The sequence below is a fragment of the Streptomyces sp. NPDC059567 genome, from assembly GCF_042735655.1.
Classification (GTDB): domain Bacteria; phylum Actinomycetota; class Actinomycetes; order Streptomycetales; family Streptomycetaceae; genus Streptomyces.
Genome location: NZ_JBHWBS010000019.1, coordinates 1 through 23,850, shown reverse-complemented (window position 1 = coordinate 23,850; position 23,850 = coordinate 1). Strand labels below are relative to the sequence as shown.

At 71.4% G+C, this 23,850-nt stretch carries 20 protein-coding genes and 1 pseudogene; 14 read left to right on the top strand and 7 right to left on the bottom strand.

Going from position 1 to position 23,850, the window contains the following annotated elements:
• Position 1: 1 nt before the first annotated feature.
• Positions 2–2,233, bottom strand: a complete 2,232-nt coding sequence (locus ACFVZW_RS12095; RefSeq protein ID WP_384520020.1) for a HelD family protein — start codon at positions 2,231–2,233, stop codon at positions 2–4.
• Between the two features lie 132 nt (positions 2,234–2,365).
• Here ACFVZW_RS12095 and ACFVZW_RS12090 point away from each other — a divergent pair, with 132 nt between their 5' ends.
• Entirely contained in the window at positions 2,366–3,388 is a 1,023-nt protein-coding gene (locus ACFVZW_RS12090) for a DUF6817 domain-containing protein (protein ID WP_384520018.1), read from the top strand.
• Positions 3,389–3,579: 191 nt separating this feature from the next.
• Positions 3,580–4,845 (top strand): threonine--tRNA ligase, encoded by a 1,266-nt coding sequence (gene thrS, locus ACFVZW_RS12085; protein ID WP_384520016.1) that lies wholly within the window; start codon positions 3,580–3,582, stop codon positions 4,843–4,845.
• On the opposite strand, the gene ACFVZW_RS12080 is transcribed toward thrS, so the two are convergent.
• Positions 4,842–5,177, bottom strand: coding sequence for a thioredoxin family protein (locus ACFVZW_RS12080; RefSeq protein ID WP_384520014.1), 336 nt, complete (start codon positions 5,175–5,177; stop codon positions 4,842–4,844). The two genes, thrS and ACFVZW_RS12080, sit on opposite strands and share 4 nt — an antisense overlap.
• 4 nt (positions 5,178–5,181) lie before the next feature.
• Entirely contained in the window at positions 5,182–5,574 is a 393-nt protein-coding gene (locus ACFVZW_RS12075) for a MerR family transcriptional regulator (RefSeq protein ID WP_384520012.1), read from the bottom strand.
• Between the two features lie 82 nt (positions 5,575–5,656).
• On the opposite strand from ACFVZW_RS12075, the gene ACFVZW_RS12070 reads away from it, so the two are divergent.
• Both ACFVZW_RS12070 and ACFVZW_RS12065 read left to right on the top strand, forming a co-directional pair.
• A complete protein-coding gene (locus tag ACFVZW_RS12070) occupies positions 5,657–6,073 on the top strand; it encodes a pyridoxamine 5'-phosphate oxidase family protein (protein WP_384520011.1) in 417 nt (138 codons plus the stop codon).
• Positions 6,074–6,209: 136 nt separating this feature from the next.
• Positions 6,210–6,695, top strand: a pseudogene (locus tag ACFVZW_RS12065) (DUF3291 domain-containing protein); the annotation flags it as partial.
• Between the two features lie 54 nt (positions 6,696–6,749).
• Here ACFVZW_RS12065 and ACFVZW_RS12060 read toward each other — a convergent pair.
• Positions 6,750–7,283 (bottom strand): Lrp/AsnC family transcriptional regulator, encoded by a 534-nt coding sequence (locus ACFVZW_RS12060; RefSeq protein ID WP_384520009.1) that lies wholly within the window; start codon positions 7,281–7,283, stop codon positions 6,750–6,752.
• 44 nt (positions 7,284–7,327) lie between these two features.
• Between ACFVZW_RS12060 and ACFVZW_RS12055 the strand changes: the two genes are divergently transcribed.
• The 3 genes from ACFVZW_RS12055 (at position 7,328) to ACFVZW_RS12045 (ending at position 10,699) form a co-directional block, all read left to right on the top strand.
• Positions 7,328–8,257, top strand: a complete 930-nt coding sequence (locus ACFVZW_RS12055) for an NAD-dependent epimerase/dehydratase family protein (protein WP_384520007.1) — start codon at positions 7,328–7,330, stop codon at positions 8,255–8,257.
• Positions 8,257–9,156, top strand: coding sequence for an aldo/keto reductase (locus ACFVZW_RS12050; protein WP_384520006.1), 900 nt, complete (start codon positions 8,257–8,259; stop codon positions 9,154–9,156). The genes ACFVZW_RS12055 and ACFVZW_RS12050 overlap by 1 nt, the downstream gene beginning before the upstream one ends.
• Positions 9,157–9,253: 97 nt before the next feature.
• A complete protein-coding gene (locus ACFVZW_RS12045) occupies positions 9,254–10,699 on the top strand; it encodes a glycoside hydrolase family 16 protein (RefSeq protein ID WP_384520004.1) in 1,446 nt (481 codons plus the stop codon).
• A gap of 200 nt (positions 10,700–10,899) precedes the next feature.
• Here the strand turns inward: ACFVZW_RS12045 and ACFVZW_RS12040 are convergent, their stop codons facing one another.
• The gene (locus ACFVZW_RS12040) at positions 10,900–12,267 is read right to left on the bottom strand and encodes a cation:dicarboxylate symporter family transporter (RefSeq protein ID WP_384520002.1); all 1,368 of its coding nucleotides are present in this window, start codon (positions 12,265–12,267) and stop codon (positions 10,900–10,902) included.
• 174 nt (positions 12,268–12,441) lie between these two features.
• Here ACFVZW_RS12040 and ACFVZW_RS12035 point away from each other — a divergent pair, with 174 nt between their 5' ends.
• The 4 genes from ACFVZW_RS12035 (at position 12,442) to ACFVZW_RS12020 (ending at position 16,549) form a co-directional block, all read left to right on the top strand.
• A complete protein-coding gene (locus ACFVZW_RS12035) occupies positions 12,442–14,259 on the top strand; it encodes an ATP-binding protein (RefSeq protein ID WP_384520000.1) in 1,818 nt (605 codons plus the stop codon).
• Complete coding sequence (locus ACFVZW_RS12030; protein WP_384519999.1) at positions 14,256–14,942, top strand: response regulator; 687 nt, start codon at positions 14,256–14,258, stop codon at positions 14,940–14,942. Before ACFVZW_RS12035 ends, ACFVZW_RS12030 begins: the two co-directional genes overlap by 4 nt.
• A 242-nt stretch (positions 14,943–15,184) precedes the next feature.
• Entirely contained in the window at positions 15,185–15,793 is a 609-nt protein-coding gene (locus tag ACFVZW_RS12025) for a helix-turn-helix domain-containing protein (protein ID WP_384520101.1), read from the top strand.
• A gap of 9 nt (positions 15,794–15,802) precedes the next feature.
• A complete protein-coding gene (locus tag ACFVZW_RS12020) occupies positions 15,803–16,549 on the top strand; it encodes a tyrosine-protein phosphatase (protein ID WP_384519997.1) in 747 nt (248 codons plus the stop codon).
• Positions 16,550–16,580: 31 nt separating this feature from the next.
• Here ACFVZW_RS12020 and ACFVZW_RS12015 read toward each other — a convergent pair whose 3' ends face one another.
• Together ACFVZW_RS12015 and ACFVZW_RS12010 are read right to left on the bottom strand one after the other, a co-directional pair.
• The gene (locus ACFVZW_RS12015; RefSeq protein ID WP_384520100.1) at positions 16,581–17,519 is read right to left on the bottom strand and encodes an RICIN domain-containing protein; all 939 of its coding nucleotides are present in this window, start codon (positions 17,517–17,519) and stop codon (positions 16,581–16,583) included.
• 118 nt (positions 17,520–17,637) lie between these two features.
• Positions 17,638–18,663, bottom strand: a complete 1,026-nt coding sequence (locus tag ACFVZW_RS12010; RefSeq protein WP_384519995.1) for an ATP-dependent 6-phosphofructokinase — start codon at positions 18,661–18,663, stop codon at positions 17,638–17,640.
• Positions 18,664–18,922: 259 nt separating this feature from the next.
• Here ACFVZW_RS12010 and pta point away from each other — a divergent pair, with 259 nt between their 5' ends.
• From pta to pyk, 3 genes are all read left to right on the top strand, one after another.
• A complete protein-coding gene (gene pta, locus ACFVZW_RS12005) occupies positions 18,923–21,010 on the top strand; it encodes a phosphate acetyltransferase (RefSeq protein ID WP_384519993.1) in 2,088 nt (695 codons plus the stop codon).
• Positions 21,007–22,251 carry an acetate kinase gene (locus tag ACFVZW_RS12000; RefSeq protein ID WP_384519991.1) on the top strand — a complete coding sequence of 415 codons (1,245 nt, stop codon included), beginning with the start codon at positions 21,007–21,009 and terminating at the stop codon, positions 22,249–22,251. Before pta ends, ACFVZW_RS12000 begins: the two co-directional genes overlap by 4 nt.
• Before the next feature lie 74 nt (positions 22,252–22,325).
• Positions 22,326–23,756, top strand: coding sequence for a pyruvate kinase (pyk, locus tag ACFVZW_RS11995; RefSeq protein WP_384519989.1), 1,431 nt, complete (start codon positions 22,326–22,328; stop codon positions 23,754–23,756).
• Positions 23,757–23,850: the final 94 nt, after the last annotated feature.

Sequence of the window (23,850 nt, the reverse complement as noted above, 5' to 3'; positions counted from 1 at the left end):
CTCAGGCCCGCCTGATGACCCCCAGCCGCTGAGTGGCCCGGGTCAGCGCCACGTACAGGTCGTTGATGCCGTGCGTGGCGCCGGCCCGGATGCCGTCCGGGTCGACGACGAGGACCGTGTCGAACTCCAGGCCCTTGGCCTGGCGCGGGTCGAGGAGGACCACCGGCCGGGTCAGGTCGGGCGTCGGTCCGTACGAGGCCTCCGGGAGCGCGGCCGTCAGCGCCGGGTGGAGCTCCGACGGGGCGATCACCGCGAGGCGGCCCTCCTGGTGCGCCTCGGCGGCGACCGCGTCGGCGGTCTCCTTCACCGGGTCCTCGACGGTCCGCCGCCAGGGTTCGACCCCGGTGGAGCGGACCGAGCGGGGCGGCTCGAACCCCGGGTCGGCCTCGCGCCGGACGTCGGCGGCGACCGCCATGATCTCGGCGGGGGTGCGGTAGTTGACCCCGAGCCGCACGAGCTCCCAGCGGTCCTCCACGTACGGCGTGAGGATGTCCTCCCACGAGCCGACGCCCGCCGCGTCACCGGTCTGCGCCGGGTCGCCGACCAGGGTCATCGAGCGGGTCGGGCTGCGGCGCATCAGGAGGCGCCAGGCCATCGCGGAGAGTTCCTGCGCCTCGTCGACGATGATGTGGCCGAAGGCCCAGGTGCGGTCGGCGGCGGCGCGTTCGGCGGCGCTGCGGTGGTCGGCCTCCTCGTGGCGCTCGGCGAACCGCTCGGCGTCGATGATGTCGTGCGCGGCGAGGACCTCGGCGGCGTCCTTGTCCTGCTCCTCCTTGTCCTCGAACTCGTAGGTGCGCGAGGCGTACGAGACGTCGAGGACGCCCTGTGCGTACTGGATCTGCTTCTCCCGCTCGGCCTCGGCCGCGGCCCGGGCGGCCGAGTCGTCCTCGCCGAGGAGTTCGGCGGCCTCGTCGAGGAGCGGGACGTCGGCGGGGGTCCAGAGGCCGTCCTCGCGCCGGATCGCGGCCGCGTCCTCCTCGGTGAGGTGGGTCGGCTCGGCGAGGTAGTCGGCGAGGAAGGACTCGGGGGTGAGGGGCGGCCACAGGGTGTCGATGGCGGCGTGGACATCGGCGCTGGCGGCGATGGACTTGGCGAGCAGGGCGATGTCGTCGGGGCCGAGGAAGTTGGGCCCGCCGTAGGGGTCGGCGCCGATGCGGTCGGCCAGCTGTTCGGCGAGCGCGTCGAGGAGGTGGAAGACGAAGTAGGGCCGGGCCAGGTTGTGCGGCAGGTGGGTCTCGCGGGCCTTGTGGCGGGCTTCGAGCGCCATGTCCCAGTCGATGATCAGGTCGCCGTCGTCGTGCGGCACGATCAGGGGCTCGCCGCGCTCGGGGACCTGCTGCCGGTCCCGTACCGCGTGGGCGAGGGCCTCGGCCATGGCGGCCGCGCCCTTGACGGCGGCGGCGCGCGGGGTGTCCGTACCGGTGGCGCGGACGCCGGGGAAGAGTTCGCCGGGGGTGGCGAGCAGGACGCCTGTCTCGCCGAGGGAGGGCAGGACGTTGCCGATGTAGCCGAGGAAGGCCGGGTTGGGGCCGACGATGAGGACGGCGCGCCGGGCGAGCTGCTCGCGGTGCGCGTAGAGGAGGTACGCGGCCCGGTGCAGGGCCACGGCGGTCTTGCCGGTGCCGGGGCCGCCCTCGACGACGAGGACGCCGCGGTGCGGGGAGCGGATGATGCGGTCCTGCTCGGCCTGGATGGTCTGCACGATGTCGTGCATCCGTCCGGTGCGGGCGGCGTCGAGCGCGGCGAGCAGCACCTCGTCGGCGTCGCTGTTCTCGTGCCCGGTGCGGGTCCCGTCGGCGAGGTCGAGGACCTCGTCGTGGAGGGCGGTCACGTCGCGGCCGTGGGTGGTGATGTGCCGGCGGCGGCTGAGCCCCATGGGCTCGTACCCGGTGGCGAGGTAGAAGGGGCGGGCGGCCTCGGCGCGCCAGTCGACGACGAGGGGGGTGCGGTCCGGGTCGTCCTTCCGGATGCCGATGCGGCCGATGTGGTGGTCGCGTCCGTCCCTGAAGACGAGCCGCCCGAAACAGAGCCCGGTCTCCCCCGCGTTGAAGGCGGCGAGCAGCCCGGACTGCTCGGCGACCATCACGTCACGCTCCAGCCGGCCCTGGTTGCCGACCCACGGCGCCTTGAGCGCCCGGCCGACGTCGGCCTCGGCCCGGTCCCTCAGGTCGTCGAGTCGTGCGTAGAGCTCAGTGATGAATTGCTGCTCATTCCGAAATTCCTCGGTTGACAATTCGACTCCCGGCGCGATACAGTGCGTTTATTGAACTTCTCCGCGTCTTTCGTTGTGCGCAGACACGGAATCCATGAATATACGCGAGAAACAGCCCCGACTGCAATTCTAGTCGGGGTATTTTCATGTCTCATGGGGAGAGACGAAGCCCGCGATCTGTCGATCGCCCACGGCGCGGACACGCTGGACCACCCGGGCGGCACCCTGCTCGCCCACCTGGACCGGGTCGAGGCCCGACTGACCGCCTGGGGCGCACGGGACGCCCTCCGACTCGCCGGCCTGTGCCACGCCTTCTACGGCACGGACGGCTTCGCCGAGCGGCTGCTGCCGTTGGAACGCCGCGATGTACTGGCGGCGGCGATCGGCGCGGAGGCGGAGGAGATCGTGTACTTCTACGCGAGCTGCGACCGGGAATTCTCGTACCCCGCCATCGGGCGGGAGGACGGACTCTTCCGGGACCGCTTCACCGGGGAGGCGTTCACGCCGACGCGGGAGCAGCGGGCGGACTTCGCGGAACTGACGGCGGCGAACGAACTGGACGTGCTGAAGGAGAACCGCGAGCTCTGGGACCGCCACGGAGGCGGTCTGCTGAAGCTGTTCACCCGCTGGCGGACCCTGCTGAGCGAGACGGCGTTCAAGGACGCGCGCGGGCTTCTGAGACTGGAGGGCGAGGAGCGGGCGGCGTTCCTGCGGGGGCTGGAGCGGGGCGATGTCGTCACCGGTGTCGTCGCGTTGATCGCGAGCTTCGGCGTGACCTTCGTGGAACTGGGCGGGGTGGAGGCGACGATGAACATCCCGGAGGTGTCCTGGCGCCCCGTCGACACCCCCGCCGACGTCATCGCCGAAGGCGAGGAGCACGCCTTCGAGGTGCTCGACGTGGACATGGACCGGGAGCGGGTGTCCCTCTCGCTCAAGGCCCTGGAGCCCGACCCGATGGCCGCGTTCGCCCGCGCCGGGTTCGACGGGGTCCGCAGCGCGACGGTCACCCGTGTCGTGTCCTTCGGGGTCCTCGTCGAGGTGGCGCCTGGTGTCCAGGGCGTCCTGCACAAGGACGACCTCGGGGACCGTGCCCCGGGCGAGGGCGACGAGCTCGCCGTCGAGGTCACCGCCGTCAACCTCGTCACGCGCCGCCTCGGGCTCAGGCTCCACGAATAATCCCGTGCGGGCCGAGGGTGGTCCCGCTACCGTCACCCGTATGAAGCGTGCCGCGGTCATCACGACGACGCCGGAGAGTGTCCCGGCGCGCTGACCGCTGTCTTTACGTCACGAAGCCCCGGGGCCGAGCGCCCCGGGGCTTCGTCGTTCCTCCGGCCGCTCGTCCCGGGCGAGCACCCCAGGAGGACGCCATGCACCACGACCACCGCAGGCTCGGCCGCGAGCTGGACCTGTTCGACACCGACCCGCTGATCGGCTCGGGGCTGCCGTACTGGCTGCCCGACGGAGCCGTCGTACGGCACACCCTGGAGGAGTACGTCCGGGAGGCGGAGCGACGGGCCGGGTACCGGCACGTGTACTCGCCCGTCCTCGGGAAACGGGAGCTGTACGAGATCTCCGGGCACTGGGCCCACTACAGCGACGACATGTTCCCGCCGATGGAGCTCGGCGGCGAGCAGGTCGTCCTGCGGCCGAGCCTCTGCCCGCACCACGCGGTGATCTACCGCTCCCGCGCGCACAGCTACCGCGAGCTGCCCCTGCGGATGGCCGAGCTCGGCGGCATGTACCGCTCCGAACTCTCCGGCGTCCTCGGCGGGTTGACCCGGGTCCGGGCCATCCAGCTGAACGACGCGCACATCTTCTGCACCCTGGACCAGGTCGCCGAGGAGGCCGCGGCGGCCCTGGGCCTGATCGGGCGGGCGTACGAGGCGATGGGCATCGCGCCGGCCCGGTACCGGCTCTCGCTCCCCGGGCCCGGCGGCAAGTACGTCGCCGCGCCCGAGCTGTGGGAGCGGTCCACCGCGCTGCTGCGCGAAGTGCTCGACGCCTCCGGGCTCGCGTACGAGGCCGCCGAGGGCGAGGCCGCCTTCTACGGGCCCAAGATCGACGTGCAGGTCGCGGACGGAGCCGGGCGGGAGTCGACCCTGTCGACCGTGCAGATCGACTTCCACCAGCCCGAGCGCTTCGGTCTGCACTACATCGGGGCGGACGGCGCCAAGCACCGGCCCGTCATGATCCACCGCAGCGTCGTCGGCAGCGTGGAACGGGCCGTCGCCCATCTCCTCGAACACCACGGCGGCGCCTTCCCGGCCTGGCTGGCCCCCGTCCAGCTGGTCGTCCTGCCGGTCTCGGATTCCGAGCTGCCGGCCGCCGACGCACTGGCCTCCCGGTGCGCCGAACGCGGCCTGCGGGCCGAGGTCGTGGGCCCGGAGCGCGGCACCCTGGGCGCCCGCATCCGGGAGGCACGCCTCGTCCCGTACCAGGCGGTCGTCGGCGCGAGGGAGGCGGCCGACGGCCTTGTGGCGCTGCGACTGCGGGACGGCCGACGGCTCGACCCACTGCCCTCGGACGACATCCTCGAACGGGTGGGCGCGCTGGTCGGGGCGTACAGCACCGAGCTGTGGGACAGCCTTCGGCCGAAGTCCCCCGACCGACGCCCCCTGGACAACGCCTCCTAGACCAGCACGTCTTCGAGTTCCTCCAGGAGGCGGCGCTTCGGGCGGGCACCCACCATCGACTTCACGGGTTCGCCCGCCCGGAACACCATCAGCGTCGGCGTCGCGAGGACTCCGTACCGCACCGTGATCTCCGGGTTCCTGTCCACGTCCAGCTGGACGATCCTCAGCCGGTCCGCCTCCTCCGCGGCGATCGCGCCGAGCACCGGCCCCAGCTGGCGGCAGGGGCCGCACCAGTCCGCGGTGAACTTCACCAGGACGGGCAGCTCCGCGCCGAGGACCTCGGCGTCGAAGTCGGCGTCCGTCACCTCGGTGACACCGTCTGTCCGGATCATTCCGTCATCCTCCGAGTTCGCATGTGGGTTCCGGGCCGCCGGGCAGCTCCGCCTCGGCCCGCAGCAGCTGCGCGGCGACCTGGGCGCGTACCGCCTGAAGCTGCTCGACGAGTCCGTCCAGCTCCGCGAGCTTGCGCCGGTACACGTCGAGCGAGGCCGGGCAGGCGTCCCCCGCCGGGTGCCCCGCCCGCAGGCAGTCGACGAACGGCCGGGTCTCCTCCAGCTCGAACCCGAAGTCCTGCAGGGTCCTGATCTGCTGGAGGAGCCGCAGGTCGTCCTCGCCGTACGTGCGGTAGCCGTTCTCCGTCCGCCGGGCGGCCAGAAGGCCACGGGACTCGTAGTAGCGCAGAGTCCGCGTGGTCGTTCCGGCCCGCTCGGCCAGCTCGCCGATTCGCATGGGTCGAACGTAAGCCTTGACGCCGACGTCAAGGCAAGCGGACGGGGGCGCGGGCCGTGCCGGTCCGTGCTAGGGAGGACTCATGGACCACGACGAACTGCTGCGGTTCCTCCGCGGGCACCGGCTCGCCGTCGAGGCGTCCGTGGCCCGGGACGGGGCGCCGCAGGCGGCGGTCGTCGGCTACGCGGTCACGGACGACCTGGAGATCGTCTTCGACACCGTGGAGACGACCCGTAAGTACGAGAACCTGGTCGCCGACCCGCGGATCGCGCTGGTCATCGGCTGGGGCGAGATCACCGCCCAGATCGAGGGCGTCGCGGACATCCCGCACGGCCCGGAACGGGAACGGCTCCGGGAGTGCTACTTCACGGCGTACCCGGACGGCCGCGACCGCCTCGCGTGGCCGGGAATCACCCATGTGCGGGTACGCCCGCGCTGGGCGCGGTACAGCGACTTCACGTCGGAACCACCGAGGGTGGAGGAGCTGAGGCTGGGGTAGGGGCGGGGGCGTGGCCACGCGGGGAGCTGGATCGCCCCTGGGCAGGGATCGGCGCCTGCGGGCGCGTGGGTGGGATTGCGCGGTCGTTGAATGGGGCGGCGGGGCCCGACTTGGCGGCAGACAGCCGCCGTTCGGCCTCGCCCAGCCGCCGCCTCCACAAAGAGCGGACGACAGTGGTGAGGCCGTTTACCCGGAGATCAGTCAGCACCCCGGATACCTCGCGCGTGCTGAAACGCCAGACGGTGACCGGGGCATGCTCTTCGAGGCGGACTGGTGCGCATGGGGAGAGTTCGCCGTACCGACCTGGTACGGCAAGGGCCGTACGGTGGAAACCACCGCCCTGGCCGCGACACTCTCGCTCTGGACCGACCTGCGCCCCGCCGTCGACGCCGTCTACACCGGTCTGCACCGTGAGGCGCTGAGCAGGCGTTACGACTGGTTCGAGCGGACAGGACACCCGAATTACGTGTGCTGGTGGGTCTCCGACGGCGTGATACCCACCTGGCAGGACGGTGTTTCCAGGCTGGAACACCTCCACGACCACGGCTCCGCGCCGCACGCCTTCACCTTCCACCACTCATTCGCCCCGGACGGAAGTCCGGGAGTGACCAGCGGGGCATGAGTCCCAGCAACCCACCGGCCGGCAGCCGCCAAGCCGGGCCCCGCCACCACCTCGTCAAGACCCGTTTCCGGCGCGTGGAGGAAGGAGCGGTTTGCGCTCCACGGGGGACGACAGGACGATCGAGGTCGTCGTCCGGCCGAGCGCCGAGGTCTGCTCCAGGATCTCTTCGAGATGGATCGTGTCGGTGACGGCGACCTTGAGGATCCAGCAGTCCTCGCCCACCACGTGGTGGACCTCGCGGATCTCGGGCCGGGCGGTGAGCTCCAGGGTCCGCGGGTGCTTGAGCGTGTAGCCGCCGTGCGGGTTGACGCGGATGAATGCCTGGATGCCGTAGCCGAGCCGGGACGGGGAGACGTGGGCTCCGTATCCGGTGATCGCCCCGCAGGCCTCCAGTCGGCGCACCCGCTCGGTGACGGCCGCGGGGCTCAGTCGGACGCGCCGGCCGAGCTCGCTGAGCTTGATGCGACCGTCGGTCTGGACGAGGTCCAGGATCTGCCGGTCGATGGGGTCGAAGGCGCCTCCCGAGGTTTCGTCGGCGGCGGGGCGCAGATGCCGTGGTTCCTTCGGTGCGGCGGTCGGTACTCCCATGTTTCCCCCTTCAGACAGCGAGCGCACAACGTAACACTGGTCGCATGAACATTCTGATCATCGGCGGGAACCGCTATTTCGGAAAGCGGTTGACGGCCCGTCTCCTGGAATCCGGACACGCCGTGACGATTCTGAACCGGGGTTCCTCCCGCGTTCCTGCCGGCGTTTCGGACGATGTCCCGGCCGGCGTTCCCAACAGGGTCGCCCATATCCTCGCCGACCGGAACGACGAGGCCGCTCTGGAATTCGCGCTCGGCGACCGGACTTTCGATGTCGTCGTCGACCAGGTCTGCTACACCCCGCGCCAGGCCGCCATTGCCCGGCGGGTGTTCGGGCCGCGCACGGGACGCTATGTGATGACGTCGACGGTGGAGGTGTACGAGTACGAGGACTCCGCCACGCCCGTACGGGAGGAGGCGGTCGATCCGCGTACGGTCACCGTCGATCCCGACCTTCCCTGGGACGACGGTGAGTTCCTCGACGCGCACTACGGCGAGGGGAAGCGGCAGGCCGAGGCCGTGTTCGCGGCCGAGCCGCCCTTCCCGTACGCGGCGGTCCGGGTCGCCCATGTGCTGGGCGGTGAGGACGACTTCACCGGGCGGGTCGAGCACTACGCGCGCCGCGTGCGGGCGGGCGAGCCGATCGCCGTACCGGCGGTGAACCACCCGGCCACCTATGTGTACGTCGAGGAGATAGCGGAATTCCTGGCATGGGCGGTGGAGACGGAATTCACCGGACCGGTCAACGCCCATTCCCATGGTCCGCTCACCACCGCCGACATCTGCGCCGAGATCGAGAGACAGGTGGGCGGAAGGACCGTTCTCCAGGAGGTGGAGGTCGGCGAGGTGTCACCTTTCTCCTTCGCCCGCTCGTACGGCATGGACAACTCCCGCGCGACGGCTCTCGGCTTCTCCTTCTCGCATTCCGCGCAGTGGCTGGCACAGGCCCTCTCCGAGACGCTGGGGGCGCGCTGATGCGCTACCGGATGCTCGGAGACGTACGCGTCGGCGCGATCGGTCTCGGCGCGATGCCGCTGTCGATCGAGGGCCGCCCCGACGAGGCCCGCGCCCTCGCCACCGTCCACGCGGCGCTCGACGCGGGCGTGACGCTGCTCGACACGGCGGATTCGTACTACCCGCCGGACGGCGAGCCGGGCGAGGGCGAGCTTCTGGTGGCGCGAGCCCTGGCCACGTACGGGGGTCGTGGCCAGGGCGGGAGCGGTACGGACGGGGTGCTCGTGGCCACGAAGGGCGGTCGAGGGCGGACGGCCGACGGCGACTGGACCATCGACGGCAGGCCGGCCCACCTGCGGCGGGCGGCCGAGGCGTCCGCACGACGGCTCGGGGTGGAGGCGATCGGGCTGTACCAGCTGCACAAGCCGGACCCGGCCGTCCCGTACGCCGAATCACTCGGCGCGCTACGGGAGTTGCTGGATGCGGGCACGATCCGGCTGGCCGGGATCTCCAATGTGGACGTGGCGCAGATCCGGCTCGCGCGGGAGATCCTGGGCGACCGGCTGGTCTCCGTACAGAACCAATACTCCCCCGCCGTACGGAACTCCGAGGCGGAGCTGCGGCTCTGCGCGGAGCTCGGTCTGGCCTTCATGCCGTGGAGTCCACTGGGCGGGATCTCGCGCAGCTCGCTGGACGGGGCGTCGGCCCTGGAGGCGGACCCCGCGTTCGGGGGGTTCCACCGGGTGGCGCGGGCGCGTGGGGTGAGTCCGCAGCGGGTGGCGCTCGCCTGGCTGCTCGCCCGGTCGGAGACGGTGCTCCCGATCCCGGGGGCGAGTCGTCCGGAGACGGTACGGGACTCGGCGGCCGCCGCCGAACTCGTGCTGGATGCACGTGAGTTGGCCGAGCTGGACGTTCAGTAGCCGAAGGCACCGGACCCATTGACGGGGCCGGTGTCTCCAACTACAAAAGCCTCCTGAGAGCGCTCTCAGGCGCTCATCCCCACCGGAGGTGTTCTCCTTGAGCCGCGTCCGACGTACCCCCCTGCTCGCCTCGCTCCTCGCCGCCGCCCTCGCCACAGGCGCCCTGCTCGGCCTGAGCGGGGCCGGCACCGCCAGCGGCGCCGTTCCGCCCCCGGCGCCCGGCTGGTCGCTCCAGTGGAGCGACGACTTCAACGGCCCCGACCGCGCCCTGCCGAACGCCGCCGACTGGCAGATCGACACCGGTCACGGCTACCCGGGCGGCCCCGCCAACTGGGGCACCGGAGAGATCCAGAACTACACCTCGAGCCCCGACAACCTGCGCCTCGACGGCACCGGCAACCTGCGGATCACCCCGCTCAAGGACGGCGCGGGCAACTGGACCTCGGCCCGGATCGAGACGAAGCGCGCCGACTTCAAGGCCCCCGAGGGCGGGACCCTGCGCATCGAGGGCCGGGTCCAGATGCCGAACGTGACGGGCGACGCGGCCCTCGGCTACTGGCCCGCGTTCTGGGCGCTCGGCGCGCCGTACCGGGGCAACTACTGGAACTGGCCGGCCATCGGCGAGTTCGACATCATGGAGAACGTCAACGGCCTCAACTCGGTCTGGGGCGTGCTGCACTGCGGGGTGAACCCGGGCGGCCCCTGCGGGGAGACCACCGGCATCGGCGCCAGCCGTACCTGCCCCGACGCGAGCTGCCAGTCGGCCTTCCACACGTACCGCTTCGAGTGGGACCGCTCGGTCTCCCCCAACGAGCTGCGCTGGTACGTGGACGACCAGCTCTTCCACAGTGTGAACGAGACCCGGGTCGGGGCCCAGGCGTGGGCCGACATGACCAGCCACGCGGGCTACTTCATCCTGCTGAACGTGGCGATGGGCGGAGCCTTCCCGGACGCGCTGGCCGGGAAGACGCCGACGGCGGCGACGGTGTCCGGGCGGCCGATGCTCGTCGACTATGTGGCGGTGTGGACGAAGGGCGCCGGCACGACCCCGCCGACGACTCCCCCGCCCTCGGGCTCCTCGCAGCTCTACCTGCGGACGGGCTCGGGCGCGGGCGACGCCCAGTCGGCCGCCTCCGCCGCGACTCTGGCCTCGGCGGGCGGCGCCAATCACGACGGCAGCCCGGCAAACGCGCAGGTCTTCACCTCGGGCCCGATCACCCGGACGTACAACGGCGGGTCGACAGAGTTCGACCTGTTCGTGGACGCCGGGTCCGTGGTCGCCAACGGGCAGCAGGTGCGGGTGAGTTACGACCGTACGGGCGACGGGAGCTGGGAGCGCGTGGAGACGTACCAGTACTTCGCGACCGATCCCGTACCGGGCTACGAGCACTACACCCAGGCGAGGGGGCTGCGGTCGGCGACCGGCAGCCACGGGAACCTGGTGAACGGACGGGTCCGGATCGAGGTGTGGAACGCGATCGGGAACGGGCCGAGCACGGTCGGCGTCGGCAACCAGTCGGTGGTCAGGATCCCGTTCTCGTGACCCCGGCGACTGCCGTGACCCGGCAGCTCTCGTGACCCCAGCGGCTCTCATGACCCCGGCGACTGTCGTGACCCCAGCGACCCCCATGGCCCCTGCGGCCTGAGAAGCGATGAACAGGACGACCCCGGCCGCGCGGGCGGCCGGGGTCGTCCCTTTCCCCGAGGCCCGGATCCGGCTCAAGGCCCGGGACTCGGGAAGTCTCAGACGCCGGCGCGCGCCTTCTCCACGCCCTCCCCGGGGCCGTCGGCCCGCTGGTCGGGCACGGTGTCCGCCGGGGCGTGGTCGTCGACCAGGGTCTTCTCGTCGAACGGGACCCGGCCGGCCAGGACCTCGGAGACCCGGGCCTTGTCGATCTCCTTGGTCCAGGTGCCGACGAGGACGGTCGCGACCGCGTTGCCGGCGAAGTTCGTCAGGGCGCGCGCCTCGCTCATGAAGCGGTCGATGCCGACGATCAGACCGACGCCGTCGACCAGCTCGGGCCGGTGCGACTGGAGGCCGCCGGCGAGGGTCGCGAGCCCGGCGCCGGTGACGCCCGCCGCGCCCTTCGACGCGATGATCATGAAGACCAGCAGGCTGACCTGCTCGGCGAGCGAGAGCGGGTTGCCCATCGCCTCGGCGACGAAGAGCGAGGCCATCGTCAGGTAGATCGCCGTGCCGTCCAGGTTGAAGGAGTAGCCGGTCGGCACGGTGATGCCGACGACGGGCTTGCTGATGCCCAGGTGCTCCATCTTGGCGATGAGCCGCGGCAGGGCCGACTCGGAGGACGAGGTGGAGAGGATCAGCAGGAACTCGCGGCCCAGGTACTTCAGCAGCGCGAGGATGTTGACCCCGGCGACCACCCGCAGCAGCGCGCCGAGCACCACGAAGACGAAGAGCGCGCAGGTCACGTAGAAGCCGATCATGATGACCGCGAGCGACTTCAGCGCGTCGATGCCGGTCGCGCCGACGACCGCCGCGATGGCGCCGAAGGCGCCGATAGGGGCCGCCCACATGATCATGGCGAGGATGCGGAAGACCAGCCGCTGGATGTGCCCGATGCCGCGCAGGACCGGCTCACCGGTCTTGCCCATCGCCTGGAGCGCGAAGCCCGCGAGGAGGGCGACGAGGAGGGTCTGCAGGACCTCGCCCTCGGTGAAGGCGGAGACCAGGGTCTTGGGGATGATCCCGAGGAGGAAGTCCGCGGTGGACTCGCTCGCCCCGTCGGCCTGCTTGGCGCCGGCCTCGGCGACCTCCTTGGTGAGGTGGAGGCTGGAGCCGGGGTCCAGGATGTTGCCCACGAGAAGGCCGATGGCGAGGGCCACGGTCGACATCACGAGGAAGTACCCGAGCGCGAGTCCGCCGACGGCGCCGACCTTCGCGGCCTTCCGGACCGAGCCGACGCCGAGGACGATCGTGCAGAAGATGATCGGCGAGATCATCATCTTGATCAGGTTCACGAAGCCGGTGCCCAGGGGCTTGAGCTCGACGGCGACGCCCGGCGCCACGAACCCGACCGTGATGCCGAGTACGACGGCGGCGATGACTGCGAGATACAGGTAGTGGGTACGGTCCCGTTGTGCTGCGGCCACGGGGTCCTCCTCGTGCTGATGGGTGTCCACGTCCCGGTGGATCTCAGCGAATATCCATCAGCCTGTGACCCGGGTCACCCTTACGTTCCTTTCGTTCACGACCGAACCCTGTGACGGAGAACGATTCGGGAACGGGATTCCCCGCCGCAAATCCGGCGGGGCACACTTACCGACATGCGCGTACCGTTCCCCCGACCCCGCAGCCTCGCCGGCCAGCTCTTCGCGATGCAGGTCGTGCTCGTGGCCGCGATCGTGGCCGGGTGCGCCGTCTTCGCGTACATCACGGACCGTGCCCAGGCCGAGGAGACCGCGACCCGCCAGGTCACCGCGCTCGCGACGGCCGTCGCCGAGTCCCCCTCGGTGGTGGAGGCCGCGGGCTCCACGGACCCGAGCGCGCGCCTCCAGCCGTACGCCGAGTCGCTGCGGCGGCACTCAGGGGTCGCCTTCGTGGTGATCATGGCCCCGGACGGCACCCGCTGGACGCATCCGGAGCCGGACCAGATCGGCCGTACGTACCTCGGTCACATCGAGCCGGCCCTGAAGGGGACGACCTTCTCCGAGACCCACATGGGCACGCTCGGCCGCTCGGTCCGCGCGGTCGCGCCGGTCTTCGACGACGGCCGGGTCGTGGGTCTGGTCAGCGCGGGCATCACGATCGAGAAGATCAGCGAGCAGGTACGGGAGCAGGTGACGGCCCTGCTCGGGATGGCCGGGGCGGCGCTGGCGCTCGGCGGTATCGGTACGTACGTCATCAACGCCCGGCTGCGGCGGCACACGCACGGCATGAACGCGTCCGAGCTGAGCCGGATGCACGACTACCACGAGGCCGCGCTGCACGCGGTGTCCGAGGGGCTCGTGATGCTGGACGGGCGGCGACGGATCGCGCTCATCAACGACGGCGCGCGGGAGTTGCTCGGTCTCGACGCCGAGGTGGTGGGCCGGTCGGCGGCGGACCTGGGTCTGCCGGTGTCGCTCACGAGTGCGTTGCTGGCCTCGGAGCCGCGGGTGGACGAGCTGCATCTGACGGCCGAGCGGGTGCTCGTGGTCAACACCCGTCCGGTGGTGGGCGGGGAGCGCCGGGGTACGGTCGTCACGCTGCGGGACCGTACGGAACTCCAGGCGCTGTCGGGCGAGTTGACCTCCGAGCGGGGGTTCACGCAGGCGCTCCGCTCGCAGGCGCACGAGGCGGCGAACCGCCTCCACACGGTCGTCTCGCTGATCGAACTGGGGCGGGTGGACGAGGCCGTGGGCTTCGCGACGGCCGAACTGGAGCTGGCGCAGGCGCTCACCGACCGGGTGGTCGACGCGGTCGGCGAGCCGGTCCTGGCGGCGCTGCTGCTCGGCAAGGCGGCGCAGGCCAACGAGTCGGGGGTGGAGCTGGTCCTGACCGAGGACAGCCGCATCGACGACGGGCTGCTGCCGCCGGCGCTTCCGTCCCGGGACCTGGTCACGATCCTCGGCAACCTGATCGACAACGCGGTCGAGGCGGCGAGCGGTACGCCGCAGGGGCGGGTCACGGTCACGGCCCGCACCCACGACGGGGAGCTCCTCCTCAGGGTCTCCGACACCGGCCCGGGGATCGACACGGGCGACCCGGACGCGGTCTTCGACCGCGGCTGGTCCACCCGAGGGCCCGGCCGGGGCCTCGGTCTCGCCCTGGTCCGTCAGGCGACGACGCGGGCCGCGGGCACGGTGATCCTGGCCCGGGCCCCGGAGGGGGGCGCGGAGTTCACCGTACGACTGCCGTTGACGGCGGAGGAGGGACGGGCGGCGGAGCCTCCGGGTCCGGTGCTTCCGGTCCCCTCACCCGGCCCGAGCCCGGCCGCGGGAGCGCCCCCGGAGCCGGTCCCGTCGGCGCCCGCGTCCGCCCCGGCCCTCGCCCCCGACCCGGCCCCCGCGACCGCCCGGGTCCCCGCGACCGGTCCGCAAGACGCTTCCGGCTCGGGCTCGGCGGCTGCGACCGGCTCCGCCGGTGCGGAGGTGTCCGCATGAGCCAGGACATCCGCGTGCTGGTCGTCGAGGACGACCCCGTCGCCGCCGACGCGCACGCGCTCTACGCCGGGCGGGTGCCCGGGTTCGTCGTCGTCGGGGTCTCGCACTCGCGGGCCGCCGCCATGCGCGTCCTCGACCGCCTGCCCGTCGACCTGATCCTGCTCGACCTGTACCTCCCCGACGGCCACGGGCTGCAGCTGCTGCGGTCGCTGCGCGCCGGCGGGCACTCCGCCGACGTCATCGCCGTCACCTCCGCCCGCGATCTCGCGATCGTCCGCGAAGGCGTGTCGCTCGGGGTCGTGCAGTACGTCCTCAAGCCGTTCACCTTCGCGACCCTGCGGGACCGGCTCACCCGGTACGCCGAGTTCCGGGCCACCGCCGGGGAGGCGTCCGGGCAGGACGAGGTGGACCGGGCCCTGGCGACCCTGCGCACCCCTCAACCCGCCTCGCTGCCCAAGGGGCTGAGCGCCCCCACCCTGGAGGCCGTCACCCGTACCCTCCGGGACTCCCCTGACGGTCTGACCGCGGCCGAGGCCGCGACGGCCGTCGGGATCTCCCGGATCACCGCGCGCCGCTATCTGGAACACCTGGTCACGGACGGGAGGGCCGCGCGGGCCCCGCAGTACGGGCAGATCGGCCGGCCGGAGCTCCAGTACCGGTGGATCACGACGATCGGCCGCTGAGCGGGAACCGTGCCCGACCATCGGGTACCGACCATCGGACACCGTCCACCTGTCACCGAACGCGACCGTGATCGATACGGATTGTTACCGACCGGTTCCGACGTTTCTACGGACTCTGGCCTTGGGTGAACACACCGTAGCCAATGGTCACGTTCCGCATCTACCGTGTCAGGGTGCAACCCTCCCCTCTCTCCCCACCCTTCAACGCCCTCGCCGCGCGCCGATTGCGCGAAGGCCTCGGCATGGCTCCGGGCCATGTCGCCTACGGTCTCCGCGCGCAGTACGGCCTCGCGATCACCCCCGACACCGTCATCGCCTGGGAACGCGGCCGGCTCGCCCCGACCGCCCAGGAGCTCACCGCGCTCGCGGGCGTCCTCTGGTGCGCACCCGGCGAGCTGATCGCGGCCGCCACCACCCTGCGCGAGCACCGGATGGCCCGTGGCCTCGCCCCGGACGACCTGGCGCGGCGGTTGGGCCTCGACGCCCCCGGCTATCTGCGGATGGAGGAGTCGGGCCGCTGGCGCGGCAACGAACGCCAGACCGCCGCCCTCGCCGAGACCCTCGGCCTCGGGCCGCGCGCCCTGCTCACGGTGACGGGCAGGAACGACGACCTGGCCCAGCTGCTGCGGGACGCGGCCACGACCCGCTGGCAGGCGTACGTGCGCCCGGTCGTGAAGCTGCTGCCGATACAGAAGCGGACGCTGGAGTTCGCGCTCCAGCGGCTGCACACCGACTACCACGCGAAGATGGCGGCGACGAGCAGCTGGGGCGCCTCGGGTGACAGCGGGGACTCGGGCCGCGCCTACCTCGACGGAATCGTCGAGCGCTTCTGGGAGTTGGTCGGGTCGTAGGGTGCTGTCGTGAGACGACACATAGCCTTCGAGAACCTCCACAACTTCCGTGACCTGGGCGGCTATCGGACCGCCGACGGAGGAACCGTCCGCTGGGACGTCCTCTACCGTTCCGACTCCCTCGCCAAGTTGCGCGGTCCCGACCTGGACCGCTTCCAGGAGCTCGGCGTGGCCGCCGTGATCGACCTGCGCTACCCGTGGGAGATCTCGGCCAAGGGCCGTATGCCGGATTCACCGGAGACCGACGGCATCATCTGGCACAACCTGAGCATCGAGCACCGGCCGTACGACCAAGCGGAGATCGACCCGGGCATCGACCCGTGGCGCTATCTCGCCGACCGGTTCGCCGAGGTCGCGGCCGACGGAGCGGTGGAGCTGCGCGAGGCCCTGGAGGTGATCGCGTCCGCGGAGGGGCCGCTCGTCTTCCACTGCGCCTCGGGGAAGGACCGTACGGGTCTGCTCGCCGCCGTGGTCCTCTCCCTCCTCGACGTCTCCGACGAGCAGATCCTCGACGACTTCGCACTGACCGAACTGGCCACGGAGCGGCTGATCGCCGACTGGCGCGCCGCCAACCCGGGGCGGGAACTGCGCTGGCCGGGGTACGGCCGGGCGCCCGCGGAGATCATGCGGCTCTTCCTCGCGGACCTGAGGGCGCAGTACGGATCGGTGTACGCGTACGTCACCGGGCACGTGGGCCTGGATCCGGCGGTGGTGGAGACCCTCCGCCGGCGCCTGGTGGAGCCGGCGGGCGCCTAGGCCGTACGGGTGGTCAACCGGCCGGGGTCCGCTAGGTCCGGCGGTCGAAGCTGAAGAGCTGGCCCTGGGCGTCCGGGCGGCAGGGTGCCTGGGCGAGCTTCGCCCACTCCGCCGTGCGGTCGCCCGTCACGGTCACGCAGGAGCCGGCTGTCGCCGAGTCCACGGGGACGATGCGGTAGCCCGCGACGGGGCTGCCGTGGGGCTCCAGGCGAAACCTTTCGACACGGGTCGGGTCGCCGCACTCCGAGTCCTCGAACGCGGCGTCCGCGATACGGCCGCCGGTGGGGATGCCGGAGCAGCCGGGGCCGTAGTCGGGGTGGTCGGAGACGATCCGCCAGGTGCCGGCCCCGAGATCCATGAGGGAGTAGCGGGGGACGTCGGCGCCCTCGCACGTCCGCTGGTGGATCTGGCCGCTGCGGCCGCCCCTTCGCTCGTTCAGGCAGAGGTCCGAGCCGATCACCCGTATCTGTATGTCCCCGGCGGCGGGCGCGATCGGGATGCCCTTCTCCGTCCTGCTACCGCCGTCGCCGTCTCCTTCCTGGACGAGGGCGACGACCACGCTGACCGCGGCGAGGACGAGTCCGGTGAAGGCGACGGCCCCGACGAGTGTCCGGTACGTGCGCGACCGGGGGCGTGGGAGCTCGTCGGCGGGATCGGGAGCGGGCGCGGGCGCGGTGGGCCACAGGGTGGAGGTCTCGTCGTCCGTTGCGGTGGCGTCGGTCCCGTAGGGCTCGTACACGCCCCGTGCCGCCAGCTCCTTGCGGACCGTCTGCCAGCTCTCCAGGGCTGCGGGGTCCACCCCGCAGGCGCGGACGAAGGAGGTCAGGAGCTCCTCGCGGGGGACGGTCGAGCGCGCGAGCATGTTGGCCACGGTCGAGCGGGGCAGGACGTCGCCGAGTGCGGCGGCGCGGGCCGACAGATCCCGGTAGGTCAGCCCGGACCAGTCCTTGAGCGCCTGGAGCTGCGCGATGAACGAGGCGGCGTCGGTGGCCTCTCGCGGGTCGGGCGCGCTGCGCCCGCCGGCGTAACCCTCGGTCGGGACGAAGTCGGGACCGAGGTCCCGGCCGCTCGGGCCGGAAGACCGGCTCTCAGAAGACCGACTCGGCCTCGGACATCCGGCTCTCCGGGACGGTCTTCAGCTGCGTCACGGCCTCGGCCAGCGGCACCATCTCGACGTTCGTGCCGCGCAGCGCCGTCATCTTCCCGAACTCGCCCCGGTGCGCGGCCTCCACCGCGTGCCAGCCGAAGCGGGTCGCGAGCACCCGGTCGTACGCCGTCGGCGTGCCGCCGCGCTGGACGTGCCCGAGAATGACCGGCCGCGCCTCCTTGCCGAGGCGCCGCTCCAGCTCGACCGCGAGCCGGTTGCCGATGCCCTGGAAGCGCTCGTGGCCGTACTGGTCGATCGCGCCCTTCGCGTACTCCATGGAGCCCTCGGCGGGGTGGGCGCCCTCGGCGACGCAGATGACGGCGAACTTCTTGCCGCGGGCGAAGCGCTCCTCGACCATCTTGACGAGGTCGTCTACCTGGAAGGGGCGTTCGGGCAGGCAGATGCCGTGCGCGCCGCCGGCCATGCCGGACTCCAGCGCGATCCAGCCGGCGTGCCGGCCCATCACCTCGACGACCATCACGCGCTGGTGGGACTCGGCGGTGGTCTTGAGACGGTCTATGGCCTCCGTCGCCACGCCCACGGCGGTGTCGAAGCCGAAGGTGCGGTCGGTGGAGGAGATGTCGTTGTCGATCGTCTTCGGGACGCCCACCACGGGCATCCCGGCGTCGGCGAGCATCCGGGCGGCGGTCAGTGTGCCCTCGCCGCCGATCGGGATGAGCACGTCGATGCCGTGCAGCTTCGCCAACTCCTGGGCGGATTCGGCGGCTTCGGCCAGCCGGTTGCGCTCGAGGCGGGCGGAGCCGAGGATGGTGCCGCCGCGGGCGAGGATGCCGCTCACCGCGTTGAGGTCGAGGGGCCGGTAGTGCCCGTCGAGGAGACCCTTGAACCCGTCCTCGAAGCCGATGACTTCGTCGCCGTGGCCGGTCAGGGCCCGGTGCACGACCGACCGGATCACTGCGTTCAGGCCGGGACAGTCGCCGCCTGCGGTGAGAACTCCGATGCGCATCGTGCTGTGTCTCCTGCTCGGTGAGTGGTACATGTGAGCTCTGTCGATTCTCCCACGCCCGGCAGTACCCCCGCGCTCCCTGCTACTCCGCGGCCCGGCCCCAGGGGCCTTTCGTCCCGCCTTTCCAGGCCCTTCGCCCGGCGGGCGTCCTACCCACCCTCAGAGGTATTGTCAAGAGGGCATTGCCACCCTTGCGGGGTTTTTTGAACGCACTCGGTTGACGAGACCGGGCGGACAGGACTGGACAGGAGACCACGGCGTGACGCGCAGCGTGTACGTGACCGGGATCGACCGCGGGGACGGCCGGCAGGTCGTCGAGCTGGGAGTCATGGAGCTCCTGACCCGCCAGGTGGACCGGGTGGGGGTGTTCCGGCCCCTGGTGCACGACGGCCCCGACCGTCTCTTCGATCTTCTGCGGGCCCGGTACCGGCTCTCCCAGGACGCGTCGACCGTCTACGGCATGGACTACCACGAGGCCTCCGCGCTCCAGGCCGAGCAGGGCACCGACGAGCTGGTCTCCCGGCTCGTCGACCGCTTCCACACGGTGGCCCGCGACTACGAAGTCGTACTCGTTCTGGGTACGGACTACTCGGCCACCCAGCTCCCCGACGAGTTGGCGCTCAACGCGCGTCTCGCCAACGAGTTCGGCGCCTCGGTGATACCGGTCGTCGGCGGCAAGGGCCAGCCCGCCGAGTCCGTACGGGCGGAGGCGCGCAACGCGTTCCGGGCGTACGACGGGCTCGGCTGCGACGTCCTCGCGATGGTGGTCAACCGGGTGGCGGGCGAGGACCGCGAGGCCATCGCCGAACGGCTCACGGCCCGGCTGCCCGTGCCCTGTTACGTCGTCCCCGACGACGCCTCCCTCGCCGCCCCCACCGTCGCCCAGATCGCCCACACGCTCGGCGCCTCGGTCGTCCTGGGAGACGACTCGGGTCTGGCCCGCAACGCCCTGGACTTCGTCTTCGGCGGCGCGATGCTGCCGAACTTCCTCAACGCGCTGACTCCCGGCTGCATGGTGGTCACCCCCGGGGACCGCGCCGACCTGGTGGTGGGCGCGCTCGCGGCCCACTCCGCCGGCACCCCGCCCATCGCCGGCGTCCTGCTCACGCTGAACGAGCGCCCCAGCGAGGAGATCCTGACCCTGGCCCACCGCCTCGCGCCCGGCACGCCGGTGCTGTCGGTCCCCGGCAACAGCTTCACCACGGCGACCGAACTGTTCTCCGTCGAAGGGAAGTTGAACGCGGCGACGCCCCGCAAGGCGGAGACCGCCCTCGGTCTCTTCGAGCGGCACGTGGACACCGCCGATCTGCTGAAGCGGATCTCGGTGGCGCGCACCGGCCGGGTCACCCCGATGATGTTCGAGCACGACCTCCTGGAGCAGGCCCGCGCCGACCGCCGCCGCGTGGTCCTGCCCGAGGGCACCGAGGAGCGCGTGCTGCGCGCCGCCGACGTCCTGCTGCGCCGCGACGTCTGCGACCTGACGCTGCTCGGTGACGTCGAGACCATCCGGAAGAGGGCCGCCGATCTCGGCATCGACCTGTCCTCTCCGTCGACCCAGCTGATCGACCCGCAGAGCTCGGAGCTGCGCGACTCGTTCGCGGAGAAGTACGCGGAGCTGCGGGCCCACAAGGGCGTGACGGTGGAGCTGGCGTACGACGTCGTCTCGGACGTGAACTACTTCGGGACGCTGATGGTGCAGGAGGGCCTGGCCGACGGCATGGTCTCCGGTTCGGTGCACTCCACCGCCGCGACGATCCGCCCGGCCTTCGAGATCATCAAGACGAAGCCGGACGCGTCGATCGTCTCCTCGGTCTTCTTCATGTGCCTGGCCGACAAGGTGCTGGTGTACGGCGACTGCGCGGTCAACCCGGACCCGAACGCCGAGCAGCTCGCGGACATCGCCGTGCAGTCGGCGGCCACCGCGGCGCGCTTCGGTGTCGAGCCGCGGATCGCGATGCTGTCGTACTCCACCGGCACCTCGGGCTCGGGCGCGGACGTCGACAAGGTCCGCGAGGCGACGAAGCTGGTACGGGAGTCGCACCCGGAGCTGCGGATCGAGGGGCCCATCCAGTACGACGCGGCCGTCGAGCCGTCCGTCGCCGCGACGAAGCTGCCGGGTTCGGAGGTGGCCGGGCAGGCGACCGTACTGATCTTCCCGGACCTCAACACCGGCAACAACACCTACAAGGCCGTGCAGCGTTCGGCCGGCGCCGTGGCCGTGGGCCCGGTGCTGCAGGGTCTGCGCAAGCCGGTGAACGACCTCTCGCGCGGCGCGCTCGTCAGCGACATCGTCAACACGGTCGCCATTACGGCGATCCAGTCCCAGGCTCAGGAGCTCCCCGCATGACCGGCACCGCCACCGCCACGCGCGTCCTCGTCCTCAACTCCGGCTCCTCGTCGGTGAAGTACCAGCTCCTCGACATGAAGGAGCACTCCCGGCTCGCGGTCGGTCTGGTGGAGCGGATCGGCGAGGAGACCTCGCGGCTGGTCCACACGCCGCTGCAAGGAGGCGGCGGGGTCAAGCGCGAGAAGGTCGCCCCGATCGCCGATCACGCGGCCGCGCTGAAGGCGGTGTCCGAGGAGCTGGCGGCGGACGGGCTCGGCCTGGACTCCCCCGAACTGGCCGCGATCGGCCACCGGGTGGTGCACGGCGGGCTGCGGTTCACCGCCCCGACCGTGATCGACGACGAGGTGCTCGCCGAGATCGAGCGGCTCGTCCCGGTCGCGCCGCTGCACAACCCGGCGAACCTCACCGGCATCCGTACGGCGATGGCGCTGCGCCCCGACCTTCCGCAGGTCGCGGTCTTCGACACCGCCTTCCACACGACGATGCCGGAGTCGGCGGCCCGGTACGCGATCGACGTCGAGACCGCGGACGCGCACCGGATCCGGCGGTACGGCTTCCACGGCACCTCGCATGCCTATGTGTCGCGCGAGACGGCGAGGCTGCTCGGCAAGGCGCCCGAGGAGGTGAACGTGATCGTGCTGCACCTGGGCAACGGGGCCTCCGCCTCGGCCGTCCGGGGCGGGCGGTGCGTGGACACCTCGATGGGGCTGACGCCGCTGGAGGGCCTGGTCATGGGGACCCGCTCGGGCGACATCGACCCGGCGGTGACGTTCCATCTCAAGCGGGTGGCGGGGATGGACGAGAACGAGATCGACGTCCTGCTCAACAAGAAGTCGGGGCTGGTCGGGCTCTGCGGCGACAACGACATGCGGGAGATCCGCCGCCGGATCGACGAGGGTGACGAGCGGGCCGCGCTCGCCTTCGACATCTACATCCACCGGCTGAAGAAGTACATCGGGGCGTACTACGCGGTACTCGGGAGGGTGGACGCGGTGGCGTTCACGGCGGGTGTCGGCGAGAACGCGGCTCCGGTGCGGGAAGCTGCGATCGCCGGTCTGGAGGAGCTGGGTCTGACGGTGGACGCCGATCTGAACGCCGTACGGTCCGACGAGGCGCGGATCGTCTCGCCGGAGTACGCGCGGGTGGCGGTGGCGGTGGTGCCGACGGACGAGGAGCTGGAGATCGCCCGTCAGACCTTCGCTCTGGTGTGCGGGGAACCGCTCGGAGGAGTGAACGCCTGAGCGCCCTCGCGCCCATTTGTACTTTCCACCAGACGGAATATTCCGCAGTGAAACAAACCGATAGGATCCGCCTCATGCGCCGTTCCAAAATCGTCTGCACGCTGGGCCCCGCCGTCGACTCGTATGAGCAGCTGAAGGCTCTCATCGAGGCCGGTATGAACGTGGCCCGATTCAACATGAGCCACGGGACCCAGGCAGAGCACCAGGAGCGGTACGACCGTCTCCGCAGGGCGGTGGCGGACACCGGCCGCGCCGTGGGCGTGCTCGCCGACCTCCAGGGCCCCAAGATCCGTCTGGAGACCTTCGCGGAGGGTCCCGTCGAGCTGGTGCGCGGTGACGAGTTCACCATCACCACCGAGGACGTCCCCGGTGACAAGTCCATCTGCGGCACCACGTACAAGGGTCTGCCGGGTGACGTCTCCAAGGGCGACCAGGTCCTGATCAACGACGGCAACGTCGAGCTGCGCGTGGTCGAGGTCGAGGGCTCGCGGGTCAAGACCGTGGTCATCGAGGGCGGTGTCATCTCCGACCACAAGGGCATCAACCTGCCCGGTGCGGCGGTCAACGTCCCGGCCCTGTCCGAGAAGGACGTCGAGGACCTCCGCTTCGCGCTCCGCATGGGCTGCGACATGGTCGCCCTCTCCTTCGTCCGCAACGCCGACGACGTCAAGGACGTCCACAAGGTGATGGACGAGGAGGGCCGCCGAGTCCCGGTCATCGCCAAGGTGGAGAAGCCGCAGGCGGTGGAGAACATGGCGGACGTGGTCGCCGCCTTCGACGCCGTCATGGTGGCCCGTGGCGACCTCGCCGTGGAGTACCCGCTGGAGAAGGTCCCGATGGTGCAGAAGCGCCTCGTGGAGATGTGCCGTCGCAACGCCAAGCCGGTCATCGTCGCCACCCAGATGATGGAGTCGATGATCACCAACTCCCGCCCCACGCGCGCCGAGGCCTCCGACGTGGCCAACGCGATCCTGGACGGCGCGGACGCGGTCATGCTCTCGGCCGAGTCCTCCGTGGGCGCCTACCCGATCGAGACCGTGAAGACGATGTCGAAGATCGTCGCCGCGGCCGAGGAGGAGCTGCTCTCCAAGGGCCTGCAGCCGCTCGTGCCGGGCAAGAAGCCGCGCACGCAGGGCGGTTCGGTGGCCCGTGCGGCCTGCGAGATCGCGGACTTCCTGGGCGGCAAGGCGCTGATCGCCTTCACCCAGTCCGGCGACACCGCGCGCCGCCTCTCGCGCTACCGCACGATCCAGCCGATCCTGGCCTTCACCACGGACGAGTCCACCCGCAACCAGCTGACGCTGAGCTGGGGCGTGGAGTCCTTCCTCGTCCCGTTCGTGGAGACCACGGACGCGATGGTCGACATCGTCGACGCGGAGCTGCTGAAGCTCCAGCGCTACAGCGAGGGCGACACGATGGTCATCACGGCCGGCTCGCCCCCCGGCGTCCCGGGCACCACGAACATGGTCCGGGTGCATCACCTGGGCGGCGGAGAGCACGCGTGACACGCTCCGCCCGCCTCCTGGCTATGGGGGGGTGGGGGGGCGGGGGGGAGGAGGGTGGGGGGGGGTGGGTGGGGTGGGGGGAGTGGGGGAGTGA